Annotated in this window: 13 protein-coding genes; 8 read left to right on the top strand and 5 right to left on the bottom strand. The window is 61.1% G+C overall.

The genetic code is table 11. The features are described 5' to 3' along the window. Positions 1 to 14: 14 nt before the first annotated feature. The gene (locus ACIOVB_RS16630; protein WP_401269462.1) at positions 15 to 458 is read right to left on the bottom strand and encodes a VOC family protein; all 444 of its coding nucleotides are present in this window, start codon (positions 456 to 458) and stop codon (positions 15 to 17) included. Positions 459 to 567: 109 nt separating this feature from the next. Here ACIOVB_RS16630 and ACIOVB_RS16625 point away from each other — a divergent pair, with 109 nt between their 5' ends. The 3 genes from ACIOVB_RS16625 to ACIOVB_RS16615 are packed head-to-tail and all read left to right on the top strand — an operon-like array spanning position 568 to position 3,099. Further along, on the top strand, positions 568 to 1,650 hold the full coding sequence (locus ACIOVB_RS16625; protein ID WP_401269460.1) for a bifunctional transcriptional activator/DNA repair enzyme AdaA: 1,083 nt from the start codon (positions 568 to 570) through the stop codon (positions 1,648 to 1,650). A gap of 32 nt (positions 1,651 to 1,682) precedes the next feature. After that, positions 1,683 to 2,480, top strand: coding sequence for an isocitrate lyase/phosphoenolpyruvate mutase family protein (locus ACIOVB_RS16620; RefSeq protein ID WP_401269459.1), 798 nt, complete (start codon positions 1,683 to 1,685; stop codon positions 2,478 to 2,480). A 1-nt stretch (position 2,481) separates the two neighbouring features. Continuing rightward, positions 2,482 to 3,099 (top strand): DNA-3-methyladenine glycosylase family protein, encoded by a 618-nt coding sequence (locus ACIOVB_RS16615; RefSeq protein WP_401269457.1) that lies wholly within the window; start codon positions 2,482 to 2,484, stop codon positions 3,097 to 3,099. 100 nt (positions 3,100 to 3,199) lie between these two features. Here ACIOVB_RS16615 and ACIOVB_RS16610 read toward each other — a convergent pair whose 3' ends face one another. The 3 genes from ACIOVB_RS16610 to ACIOVB_RS16600 form a co-directional block, all read right to left on the bottom strand. Continuing rightward, positions 3,200 to 4,297 carry an extracellular solute-binding protein gene (locus tag ACIOVB_RS16610; protein WP_401269454.1) on the bottom strand — a complete coding sequence of 366 codons (1,098 nt, stop codon included), beginning with the start codon at positions 4,295 to 4,297 and terminating at the stop codon, positions 3,200 to 3,202. A gap of 2 nt (positions 4,298 to 4,299) precedes the next feature. Further along, complete coding sequence (gene aguA, locus ACIOVB_RS16605) at positions 4,300 to 5,415, bottom strand: agmatine deiminase (RefSeq protein ID WP_401269451.1); 1,116 nt, start codon at positions 5,413 to 5,415, stop codon at positions 4,300 to 4,302. Between the two features lie 99 nt (positions 5,416 to 5,514). After that, positions 5,515 to 6,399: a LysR substrate-binding domain-containing protein gene (locus ACIOVB_RS16600; protein ID WP_187680530.1), complete on the bottom strand. Its 885-nt coding sequence runs from the start codon at positions 6,397 to 6,399 to the stop codon at positions 5,515 to 5,517. A gap of 198 nt (positions 6,400 to 6,597) precedes the next feature. On the opposite strand from ACIOVB_RS16600, the gene ACIOVB_RS16595 reads away from it, so the two are divergent. Further along, positions 6,598 to 7,113: a DoxX family protein gene (locus ACIOVB_RS16595; RefSeq protein ID WP_401269450.1), complete on the top strand. Its 516-nt coding sequence runs from the start codon at positions 6,598 to 6,600 to the stop codon at positions 7,111 to 7,113. 3 nt (positions 7,114 to 7,116) lie between these two features. Here ACIOVB_RS16595 and ACIOVB_RS16590 read toward each other — a convergent pair whose 3' ends face one another. After that, positions 7,117 to 8,733: a murein L,D-transpeptidase gene (locus tag ACIOVB_RS16590; RefSeq protein ID WP_401269447.1), complete on the bottom strand. Its 1,617-nt coding sequence runs from the start codon at positions 8,731 to 8,733 to the stop codon at positions 7,117 to 7,119. A 152-nt stretch (positions 8,734 to 8,885) separates the two neighbouring features. Here ACIOVB_RS16590 and ACIOVB_RS16585 point away from each other — a divergent pair, with 152 nt between their 5' ends. The 4 genes from ACIOVB_RS16585 to ACIOVB_RS16570 all read left to right on the top strand — a co-directional run bounded on the left by ACIOVB_RS16585 (position 8,886) and on the right by ACIOVB_RS16570 (position 12,186). Then, positions 8,886 to 9,599, top strand: a complete 714-nt coding sequence (locus ACIOVB_RS16585) for a murein L,D-transpeptidase catalytic domain family protein (protein ID WP_187680527.1) — start codon at positions 8,886 to 8,888, stop codon at positions 9,597 to 9,599. Positions 9,600 to 9,841: 242 nt separating this feature from the next. Continuing rightward, positions 9,842 to 10,099 carry a DUF2790 domain-containing protein gene (locus tag ACIOVB_RS16580; protein ID WP_401269444.1) on the top strand — a complete coding sequence of 86 codons (258 nt, stop codon included), beginning with the start codon at positions 9,842 to 9,844 and terminating at the stop codon, positions 10,097 to 10,099. 12 nt (positions 10,100 to 10,111) lie between these two features. Beyond that, a complete protein-coding gene (locus tag ACIOVB_RS16575; RefSeq protein WP_187680525.1) occupies positions 10,112 to 10,783 on the top strand; it encodes a heavy metal response regulator transcription factor in 672 nt (223 codons plus the stop codon). After that, positions 10,780 to 12,186, top strand: coding sequence for a heavy metal sensor histidine kinase (locus ACIOVB_RS16570; RefSeq protein WP_401269442.1), 1,407 nt, complete (start codon positions 10,780 to 10,782; stop codon positions 12,184 to 12,186). Before ACIOVB_RS16575 ends, ACIOVB_RS16570 begins: the two co-directional genes overlap by 4 nt. Positions 12,187 to 12,193: the final 7 nt, after the last annotated feature.

Here is a 12,193-nt window from a genome sequence, read left to right as displayed (position 1 = left end):
ACCCTCAGATCCGTTCAGACTCGGCTCGTGTCCGGAAAGTTCGACTTGTCTGGGGACGGGCCTTTGAGTTCGACCTGATTGCCATCCGGATCAAAACAGTACAGCGACAGGCCATTGCCCTCGGCGCCGAAGCGGGTGGCGGCTTTTTCGACGCTCAGGCCGTGTGCCTGCAAGTGGGCGATCAGCGCCACTTCATCGAACGGCTCGATGCGCAGGCAGAAGTGATCAACGTTGCGCCGCTCGGCACCCGCCGCCCCGCCGCCCTTGCGCCCGAGTTCGCCGGCGAGATCAATCAGGTCGATCAGCGAAGTGCCGGCGCGCAGGTGCACCAGCCCCAGCGGCTCGTTGTATTTGACCACTTCGGCGCCGAACACACGGCCGTAGAAGTCGATACTGCGTTGCAGGTCCGCGACGCGCAGTACGATGTGATCGATGTGTTGAATGACGAACGGTTGCATGGGTTGGATTCCTTACATTCAGCGACCCGGTGATTGTGGTGCAAATACAAAAAAATTCACTGTCGATTTTTCGGTGGAGCCATCGACAAACTGGTTTTACTCTCACGCCATGAACATACAAACCGCTGCCCTGCCGCCCCACGCCGAAATGGTTCGCGCCATGCTCGAAAGTGACACCGCCTATGAAGGCGTGTTCTTCACGGCCGTGAAAACCACCGGGATCTTCTGCCGCCCCAGTTGCACGGCGCGCAAGCCGAAACCGGAAAACGTCGAATTCTTCGCCCATGCCGATGAATGCATGTCTGCCGGCTATCGCGCGTGTTTGCGCTGCAAGCCGCTGGACGCGGCGGCCATTGCGCCGGACTGGGTGCAGCGCCTGCTCAAACGGGTGGAGGCCGATCCCGAGATGCGCTGGAGCGATGCGCAATTGCTCGCCGAAGGCATTGAGCCGTTGAAACTGCGGCGCTGGTTCAAGCAGCATTTCGGCATGACTTTCCATGCGTGGTTGCGCACCCGTCGGCTCGGCATGGCGTTGGGCGGGATCAGGCAAGGCACCTCGATCGATCACGCGGCGTTCGACTCCGGCTACGAATCCCTCAGCGGCTTTCGCGACGCGTTCCAGAAGTCGTTCCACATCACCCCGGGCCGTGCGGCGGCCAGCGAGCCGTTGCTGTTCACGCGTCTGACCACGCCGCTGGGGCCGATGATTGCCATGGCCGAGCGTCGTGGACTTGTATTGCTGGAGTTTCTTGATCGGCCGGCGCTGACCCGCGAAGTAGAAGCGCTGCAGAACCGTTACGGCTACGCAGTCGCCCCGGGACACAATGCGCATTTGCAGCAGATCGAAGGCGAACTGGCGGAGTATTTCGCCGGCCGACTGACCGCGTTTGCTGTCGCCCTGCACTTGCCCGGCAGCCCGTTCGACCGTCAGGTCTGGGCACATCTGCTGCAAATCCCCTATGGCCACACCGCCACCTACGGCGCGATTGCCGCCGGTTTGGGCAAACCCGGCGCCAGTCGCGCAGTCGGCCTGGCCAACGGGCACAACCGATTGGCGATTGTGGTGCCGTGTCATCGGGTGATCGGCGCGGATGGCTCGCTCACCGGCTATGGTGGAGGACAGCCGCGCAAGGCGTTTCTGCTGAGGCTGGAAAACGCCGCGATGCAAATCACGCAACAACTGGCTTTCTGACGATTCGACACAACCGACAAGAAGGGATTTTGATGAACGCGCTCGACACGCAGTTTCACCAGTTGCACCAGCAAGGCCTGCTGATCCTGACCAACGTAGGCGACGCCACCGGTGCGCGACTGGTCGAACATCTGGGCGGTAAAGCCGTGGCCACCAGCAGCGCCGCCGTGGCCTGGGCGCACGGTTATCCGGACGGCAACACCCTGCCCCTCGAACGCCTGGTTTCCACCGTGGAGTCGATTGCCCGGGTGATCAGCGTGCCGTTGACCGTCGACGTCGAGGCGGGTTACTCCGATGACCTCGGGCGCGTGGCCGAAGTGCTCGACGCGGTCATTGCAGCGGGCGCCGTCGGGATCAATATCGAGGACGGATCGGCTGATCCCGAATTGCTGGCGCGCAAGATCGAACTGGCGCGGCAAGTCGCCAATAAACGCGATGTGAAGCTGTTCATCAATGCCCGTACCGATGTTTACCTCAAAGGTCTGGTGCCAGCCGAAGACCGCGTCGCCGAAACCCTGCGTCGTGCCGCGTTGTATCAGGCCGCCGGCGCCGATGGTCTGTTTGCTGCAGGCGTCACCGCTGCCTACGAGATTGAAGCCATCTGCAAGGGCACTGCGTTGCCGGTCAACGTGCTGGGCTTAGCCGGCCTGCCCTCGCCTGCCGAGCTGCAAGCACTGGGCGTACACCGCTTGAGCGCCGGCTCCGGCATTGCCGAGTTCATGTATGGCGCGATGGGCGGGCTGGTGAAAAGCTTCCTCGACACCGGCAAACTCGATACCCACGATCTGAAGGCGTTCTCCTACGGCGAAGTCAACGGATTGCTGAAATAGCATGGTCGAGGTCTATCAGGCTGCAACTGAATTTCTGGCCGCGCTCGATGCTGATTGGCAGCGGCACGTCGCGGTTGTCGGACCTTGCCTGCATCAACCGCATCCGGCGCGCGATCCCTACGAATCATTGGTGCGGGCGATTGCCTATCAGCAACTGCATGCCAAGGCCGGGGATGCGATTATCGGGCGGCTGGTCGGGTTGTTTCCCGGTCAGTCGTTTCCTCGGCCTGAGCAGATTCTTGCGACCGACTTTGATCGAATGCGCGGCTGCGGGTTCTCGGCGGGCAAGATCGCGACGATTCAGGGCATTGCCCAAGCCACGCTGGACGGCGTGGTGCCGGATTACGCCACGGCGCTGGCCATGGACGACGAAGTGCTGATCGAGCGGCTGGTCAGCCTGCGCGGCGTCGGGCGCTGGACGGTGGAGATGTTGTTGATTTACAGCCTGGAGCGGATGGATGTGTTGCCGGCGGATGATTTCGGTGTGCGCGAGGGCTATCGGCGGCTGAAGAGGCTGGAGGTGCAGCCGACGCGCAGGCAAATGGTCGAGATTGGGGTAGCGTGGAGTCCCTATCGGACCGTAGCGGCTTGGTATTTGTGGCGGGTGGCCAAGCCGTAGACCGCGTTATCGTTCTTCGCGAGCAGGCTCCCACATTTGAAATGCAGTTCCCTGTGGGAGCGAGCCTGCTCGCGAAGGCGTCAGTCGGTTTAACACCCATTTACAGGCCAGACTTCAAGCGACTGAACGCCCGAATCAACGCCCGATTGAACGCCTTGCCGTTGTCATTCTTGCTATACAACGAAGCCCTCACCTCGGCCGACGGATACGTCCCCGGATCATTGCGAATCGCCGCCTCCACCAACCCGTCCGCCGCCGTGATCGCATTGGCGTAGTGAATGGTGTCGGTGATCGGCGCGATCACCTCCGGGGTCATCAAATAGTCCATCAATGCCAACCCGGCCTGCGGATGCGGTGCGTCCTTGGGGATGACCATGGCGTCGAACCAGATCAGCGTGCCCTCCTTCGGTATCCGATAACTGAGTTTGAACGGTTTGCCGGCCGCCTGCGCCTGCCCGCCGGCGATGGCGACGTTGCCATTCCACGACATCGCCACGCAGGTGTTGCCGTTGGCCAGGTCGCTGATGTTCAGGTCGTTGTCGAAGTAGCGAATATACGGACGGATTTTCGCCAGTTGCTGCTCGGCGAGTTTCAGGTCATCAAGGTTCTGCCGGTTGATGTCCAGGCCCATGTACTTCATGACCGCAGCAAACACTTCGTTGGGATCGTTGAGCAGGCTCACTCCACAATCGGCGAATTTCGAGACCACCGCCGGGTCGAACAACATCGCCCAACTGTCCGTCGGCGCATCAGGCAAACGCTGCTTGATCGCCTGCTCCTGATACCCCACACCGGTGGTGCCCCAAGCGTAGATCCCGGCATAACGGTTGCCGGGATCGAACACCGCCATGTGCTGGCGAAACTCCTCACCGACCCCGGCTAAGTGCGGCACTTTCGCCTTGTCCAGCGGCTGGATCGCACCGCTCTCGATGGCTCGCGACAGGTGCTGGCCGGCGGTCAGCACCAGGTCGTAACCGCTGCGCCCGGTGAGCAGTTTGGTCTCCACCGTTTCCAGCGAATCAAAGTGATCGGCGACCACATGAATACCGGTTTTCGCCTCGAAATTCTTCAGGGTATCCGGGGCCAGGTACTCGCCCCAGATATACAGATTGACCACCGGTTTGGCGGTGTCGGCGGCCTGCACACACAAGGGTGCAAGCACCAGCATTAACGCTTGAGTCAGTTTGTGCAGGCCCATGCTCAGGCTCCTTTCTTCAGGCCGGCGTATTGCGGCATGGTGATGCACGCGACGTTGCCGCCGCCGAGGAGGATTTCCCGGGAGTTTTCGATGCCGACGATTTTGTGCTGCGGGAACAGTTCGGCCAGGGTCGCCAAAGCGATGTTGTCCTGGCGATCACCAAACAGGGGAACGACGATCGAACTATTGCCAGCGTAGTAGTTGATGTATGACGCGCAGATTTTCGTACCGGCCTGCCGTGTGTGGGTGCTGTCTTGCTGATCGAGACCTTCGGCTTCCTCGGCGGTCCACTCCAACACGTCCGGCTGCGGCAGTTTGTGCACGATCAACTCGCGACCACGGCTGTCGCGGGTGCTGCGCAGGATGTCGTAGGCCTCCTGATAGATTTCCCACTGCGGATCATCGCGGTTGTCGGTCCATTGCAGCACCACTTCACCGGGACGAACAAAGCAAGCAAGGTCATCGACATGGCCGTCGGTTTCATCGAACTTGCAGCCCCGTGGCAGCCAGATCACCTGTTCGGCACCGAGGTAATCGTTCAACCGCCGAGTGACTTCGTCCTTGCCCAGATGCTGGTTGCGATTGCGGTTGAGCAGGCATTGTTCGGTGGTGAGGATGCTGCCCTGGCCGTCGCTCTGGATGCCGCCGAGTTCGGCAATCAACGGCGCGCGATAACGGTCGAAGCGTTCGATCTCAAGGATCTTGCTGGCGATCTGATCGTCCTTGTCCCACGGGTAATACAGGCCGCCGTCGAGACCGCCGTAGGCGTTGAATTCGAAGTCGACACCGCGCACTTCACCGCTCTGATCGTTGACCACAAAGCATGGGCCGCTGTCGCGAAACCAGGTGTCGTTGCAGGTCATTTCCACTACGCGCACTTGCGGCGGCAACTGCCGGCGGGCGGTAGCGAATTGCGCGGCAGAAGCGCACACGGTGACCGGTTCGCTTTGCGAAATGGCCGTGACGATCTGCACCCAGACTTTCTGCGCTGGCTTGGCGCCGTTGCGCCAGACATCGGTGCGCTCTGGCCAGCCGAGCCAGCAACCAGACTTGGCTTCGAATTCGCCGGGCAGACGAAAGCCGTCGTGTTTGGGGGTGGAGTCGAGCAAACGTGCCATGGTCAAACCTCGTCTTCGGGATGGGAATGACCACAGGCTAAGGTCGTCGGCAGCGCGCCCGCCAACGATGATTATTGCGGAACAGTTGAATTCAACTCATCAATCAGCCAGTTGATCGTTGAACCATTCAAGCATCTGCGCCACTGCCGGACGCTCCAGTCGCACCCGTTCGCAAACCAGTGCGTATTGGCCCAGCGCCGTCATGCTGGAAGTAAATGGCCGCACCAGCCGACCATTCTGCAAGTCTTCCTGGGCAGTAAGATTGTCGCCCATCGCCACACCCTGCCCTTGCGCCGCCGCCTCCAGTGCCAACCCGGCGTGGGCGAAATACAACTGGCGTTGCGGGCGCTGATCGCCGGCATGGCTGGTCAGCCACGCGGTCCAGGTCTTGCCGTCCTGATCATCGTGCAGAAGGCAGTGGCGAGCGAGATCCTTAGGGGTTTTCAGGGTGCCTTGGTTGAACAGTCCGGGGCTGCACACCGGGAAGAATTGCAACGCGGGCAAAGGGCGAACGAAATAGGCGCTGCTGTCCACCGGGCCGGTGCCGTAGGTGATCGCCAGATCGATATCCTCGCCCGGCGCGCTGGCGTCGATGGGTTGTTCGTAGAGGTGCAAAGTGATGTGCGGATAGCGCGCGTAAAAATCGCTGAGGCGACTCATCAACCACTTCTGCGAAAGCTCAGCGGTCACGGCCAGGCGCAGTACCGCCAGCGAAGACGGGTCGCGCAGTTCATCGCAGGCATCGCCGATCAGTTCAAAGGCCTGTTGCAAGCTTTGCATCAGACGCCCGGCGGCGATGGTCGGGCGAATCTGCCGACCTTCGCGGATGAACAGTGAGACGCCGAGGTGTTCTTCCAGTTGCCGGATCTGATGGCTGACGGCGCTGTCGGTGACACACAGCTCGGCCGCCGCCCGGCCGAAATGCGCATGGCGGGCGGCGCATTCGAAGGTACGCAGGGCGGCCAGTGAGGGGAGTCGTCGCATGGGGTTTGATCCGTTTTTTCGGCCATGCTGACCGGACAGGTGATGCGCGTCCAGCGTGCAGACTGTATCGCACTGTATATCGCCCCACCGCAGACACACCCACCGCACAATTCCCCACCCCGACGACACATCACCGATACACCCCAAGGCTCAAATGCACCGGTCGATTCAACTTCCAAAATCCACCGGAGAACTGCCATGACCTCGACCCTTTCCGCCGCCTTCAAAGGCTTGCACCTGAACCTCGATCGTGCCGGCACCTGGCTCGCGCCGCTGACTTTGCGCCTGTTTATCGCCTGGGAATTTTTCGAGTCGGGGCTGGAGAAATTCAACGGTCAGAACTGGTTCGAAGACATTCAGGAGCGCTTCCCGTTTCCCTTCGACCACCTGCCGGCGACGCTGAACTGGGAACTGTCGATGTGGGCCGAGCTGATTTGTGCCTTGGCGATTCTGATTGGCTTCGGCACACGAATTTCGGCCATCGCGCTGATCTTGGTGACTGTCGTTGCCACCGCCGCCGTGCATTGGCCCGCCGACTGGTCGTCGTTGAGCGAGCTGGCGCAGGGTTATGCGATCACCAACAAGGGCTTCGGCAACTTCAAGCTGCCGGCGATTTACCTGGCCGCTTTGGTGCCGCTGGTCTTCGCCGGGGCCGGCAAGTTGAGTTTCGATGCCTGGCTGGCGCGGGTGTTCTGGAAGCGAAGCACCCGCTGAGACTCAATGTGCGCGATCCAGCCCAACCAACAACGCGTTGTCACGGCTGTAGATGTCCGGCGCGTAGCGCACGTGGCCGGCGTTGTCGACTTGCGCGGTCCAGTAGGTCATCAGGATCGGCACCGGCGCCGACAAGCGGAACTCGTGGGTGGTGCCGGTGGCGAGCAAGGTCTCGGTGCGGGCCTTTTCCGCCGGTGTGAGCAGCAGATCGCGCAGTTGCATCGGGTGCTCGACCCGCACACAACCGGAGCTGAATGCCCGCGGCCCCTTGTCGAACAGCGCCTTGCTCGGCGTGTCATGCAGGTACACCGAGAACGGATTGGGGAAGCGAATGACCATCTGCCCCAACGGATTGCGCGGCCCGGCGTCCTGACGCAGGAGAATATTGCCAGGATTGTCCCAGTCGATGTCCGCAGCGGCCAGCGGCTGGCCGTTGGCATCGAGCACTTGCAGGTTCTGGCGGCTGAGGAAGGTCTGGTCCTTGCGAATCTCCGGCAGTTTGTCTTCCTTCCAGATGGTCGGCGGCACCGTCCAGGTCGGGTTCAGGGTCAGACGCGTGACGCGGGATTTGAGCAACGGTGTCTGGCGCTCGGCACGGCCAACCTGGGTGCGGGTCTGCCACACTGGCTGGCCGCCCTGATACAGCATCAGCTCGGCCGCAGCGACGTTGACCAGCAAACCATCAGGCTCCATGTCCTGGGCCATCCAACGGAAACGTTCGAGGTTGACCCGCAGTTGGTCGCGGCGGGTCAGCGGGCTTATGTTCAGTTCGGCAATCGTGCCCGGCCCGACCACGCCGTCAGCCTGCAACGAATGGTTGGCCTGGAAGCTTTTCACCGCCTCCACCAGCACGCCTTCGTAGGCATTGCCGGGCGTGGCGATGTAATCGGTCAGATAGCCTTCGCTGTGCAGACGCAACGCCAGTTCCGGCACGCGTTTGTCTTCCATGGACGGGCGCAGCAGCGGGCCGTTGCCGACCGACTGCCATTGCGGCAAGGCTTTGATCCTTTGCGCGGCGTAGAGCTGACGCAGATTCAGGTATTGCGCCAGACGCGGCCGGGCTAGATCGAACGCCGCCGGAATGTCATGCATGCCCGGTACGGCAATCGACAACAATTCCGCCTGACGGTCACGCGGCGCTTCGTCGGCGTGCCACAGCGGTTCGAAGTGCGATTGCAGCAGACGGCCGTAATGCAAATCTTGCAGCGCTTGCAGGTAATAGCGGCTGATGTCGATGTCGGCACACAGCTCGCCGTCCTGCGGTGCAGTGGTGGCGACCGGATAGCGTTTCGGGCTGAGGCCATCGTCGGCCAACAACTGCAATTGGCCCTGCAACGCCTGCAATCGTCCCGACTCACTGGCCCACACCGGCATCCAGTCCTGCTGTTGGTAGAAGCCTTTCAACTGTTCCAGCGCCGGGCCATTGAGCTGCGTTGCAATCGCCGGGCATGATTGTCGCAGACCGATCATCACGGCCTGCAAAGGGCTTTGCGGCTCGACCGGCATTTCGGCCGGTGGCGTCGGCAGCGTCTGCAAGGGTGACAGCGGCTCATCGGCACAAGCGACAAACGGCGCAGCGAGCAAACAAATGCTCAAGTAGCATGCGTACTTTTTGAACAACTGCTTTACTCCAATCCATGGCCATCCAGATGATGGCCAACCTTACATCAGGTGCGCTGAACAGTCAGGCTCGAATCTTCCGGCCTGCAGGTTACGACTGGACGTCAGGAGCCAAAGTGCCAAATAAGTAGCAAGCTGAGGACACTTTATAAATGTTGACGTTTTTGCGCCGACTTCTGCTGAGCACCGTGACCCTTGTCGCCGTGACCAGCCCAGCTTTCGCCGCCGGCAAACCATCGCCGGTTTTGTTCACCAGCCTCGCGCACGCCGCGCCAGAACTCAATGCCCAAGCGCTGAAAGGTGCCTTGAGCGCCATGCAATGTGCGGTCAACAACGGCGCCAAACCTTCCCGCCACCTGGCAATCATCGATTATTCGCAACCGTCCACTGAGCGCCGACTGTGGATTTTCGACCTCAACCGGAAAAAACTGGTGCTGCGCGATCTGGTCGCCCACGGCTCCAATTCCGGGGAAAACTTCGCCACGCAGTTTTCCAATGTCGAAGGCAGTTATCAGTCCAGCCTCGGCCTGTTCCGCACTCAGGAAAGCTACAGTGGCACTCACGGTTATTCGCTGCGCATGGACGGCCTGGAACCGGGCTTCAACGACATGGCCCGCGACCGCGCCATCGTCATCCACGCCGCCGACTATGTGAATCCGTTGTGGAGCAAACGTCAGGGTCGCATCGGCCGCAGTCAGGGTTGCCCGGCGGTTCGGCCGCAGATTGCCAAGCAGGTGATCGACAAACTCAAGGACGGCCAGTTCATGTTTTCGTGGTACCCGGATCAGCGCTGGCTGAAAAAGTCGCCGTACCTCAATTGCCAGCCGCAGCAGGTGGCGAGCATTTTGAGTACTCACGCCAGCTAAACACCGCAAAACCCTGTAGGAGCTGCCGAAGGCTGCGATCTATTGATCTGTTTTTTTTGAAAAAATCAAAAGATCGTCCGATCGCGGCCCGAGCCTTCGGCAGCTCCTACAGGGGTGACGTTGTGCAATTCGTTTCATTACAACTTTGTCATTCAGTTGTCGGTTTGCCGTGCGGATCGCTCGGTAGCCTGACGTTGTCCCGGCGCCAATGCCGATCAACTTCAGCCACTGAGTGACTCATCATGAAAACCCTGATCCTCGCCTTCTCCGCCCTCCTCGCCACCGGTTCAGTATTCGCCGCCGATACGCCTGCCACCGCCGTGATTCATGACAAAACCGGCTTCTTCGTGCACCTGGATGTCGACAAAGTCCTGTCCAGCACCGATATTTCACAGGCCTGCGGCGTGATTCCGGCGCAACTCAACTACCTCGATCATCAGGGCCGTGAACATGTGCTGGACTATCAAGTACAAGGCACCGGCTGCACCAACGACCATTGAGACTGATCGCCCATGAATATTCTGGTTGTCGAAGACGAACCCAAGGCCGGCAATTATCTGCTCAACGGTTTGCAGGAACTGGGCTACAGCGTAAGCCTGGCCCGGGATGGCGCCGACGGGCTGCATCTGGCGCTGGAGCACAGCTTCGACGTGATCGTGCTGGATGTGATGATGCCGAAAATGGATGGCTGGGAAGTCCTGCGCCGGCTGCGCAAGGAAGCCGACACGCCGGTGCTCTTCCTCACCGCCCGCGATGACATTGCCGACCGGGTCAAGGGCCTGGAACTGGGCGCCGACGATTACCTGATCAAGCCGTTTTCCTTCGCCGAACTGGTGGCGCGCCTGCGCACCCTGACCCGACGCGGGCCGATTCATGAAGACGAACAACTGCAAGTGGCCGATCTGCAGATCGACGTGCTCAAGCGCCGCGTGACCCGCGCCGGGGTACGGATCACCTTGACCAACAAGGAGTTCGCCCTGCTGCAACTGTTCGCCAGCCACACCGGGCAAGTGCTCGCGCGCTCCCTGATCGCTTCACGGGTGTGGGACATGAATTTCGACAGTGATACCAACGTGGTCGACGTCGCCGTGCGCCGCTTGCGGGCTAAGATCGACGACCCGTTCCAGCTCAAGCTGATCCACAGCGTGCGCGGGATTGGCTACCGCTTCGATACTCAGCCATGAGCGCCAACCGCCCGTATTCCCTGACCCTGCGCCTGGCACTGGTGTTCGCGCTGCTCGCCTTTGCCTCACTGGCCGGGCTCGGCGCGGCGCTGTACAGCGAGCTTGAAGAACAACTCATCCGGCGCGACGACACGGCGCTGGTCAGTCGCGTCGATCAGTTGCGCAGTTTCCTCAACGACAGCAATACCCTTGAGCTGATCAAGAACAAACCGGCGCTGTTCCAGAACATGCTCGGCAACCACGAAGCGCTGCTGACCATCGGCGCGCCGGGCCAGCCGCCGCTGTTGGTGGTCAACCCCGGTAACCTGGCCACGCCAAATTTGCCGGCGGTGCCGATTGACCGGCCGCTGTCGCTGAACGATGTGCAGCATCTGCCCGACGTCAACGGCGTGCCGTTTTCGGCCGTGGCGGCAAGCATCGATTCCGGCGATCTGGGCAATCTGCAAGTACAGTCCGGGCGCCTGATGAGCGAGCGCACGGCGATGCTCGCCAATTATCGTTTGAGTGTTTATGGCTTCGCGTCGCTGGCGGCGCTGATGTTGGCGGTGATTGGCTGTCTGCTGGTGTATCGCGGACTGTTACCGTTGCGGCGCTTGGCCAACCACGCCCACGGTATCGGCGTCGGCAACCTCGGTGAACGTCTCGGCAGCCATGGCGCACCGCGAGAGTTGCAGCCGATGATCGAGGCGTTCAACGCCATGCTCGACCGCCTTGCCAAGGGCTTTGCGCAGTTGAGCCAGGTGTCCACCGACATGGCCCATGAACTGCGCACACCGATCAATAACCTGCTCGGTGAGACTCAGGTCGCGCTGCATCAGAACCGCAGCATCGAGGCGTATCAGCAATTGCTCGCCTCCAATGTCGAGGAGCTTGAGCGGCTGACGCGCATGCTCGACAACATGCTGTTTCTGGCGCGCACCGATCCGGCCAGTGCGTTGAATCAACGTCAGGAGCTGGACGCCAGCGATGAGATGCAACGCATCGCCGATTACTTTGAAGGCTTGGCGGCGGATGTCGGCGTGTGCATCGAGGCGCGAGGCAGCGGCGTGATCTGGGCCGAGCCGATGTTGCTGCGCCGGGCGCTGGCCAATCTGTGCGCCAATGCGATCAAGTACGGCGCGGCGGATTCGACGGTACAGGTAGAGGCGTTTGCCGAGGCTGACGGCAGTTATCTGCGGGTGCGCAACCGGGGCGTGACGATTGCGCCGGAACATCTGGCGCGACTGTTCGAACGTTTCTACCGCGTTGACCCGTCTCGCGAGCGCTCTGCGCAATCGAACGGGCTGGGCCTGTCGATCGTTGCGACGATCATGCAGTTGCATCACGGTCGTTATGCTGTGAGCAGCGTCGATGGCGAGACGTGCTTCGAACTGTTTTTCCCCGCCCGCGAATCCCGGGGCTGACATCCAC

This window comes from Pseudomonas sp. NPDC087639 (assembly GCF_044743385.1).
Classification (GTDB): Bacteria; Pseudomonadota; Gammaproteobacteria; order Pseudomonadales; family Pseudomonadaceae; genus Aquipseudomonas.
Note: the sequence above shows the minus strand (reverse complement) of the source record. Positions and strands in the feature narration are given on the sequence as shown.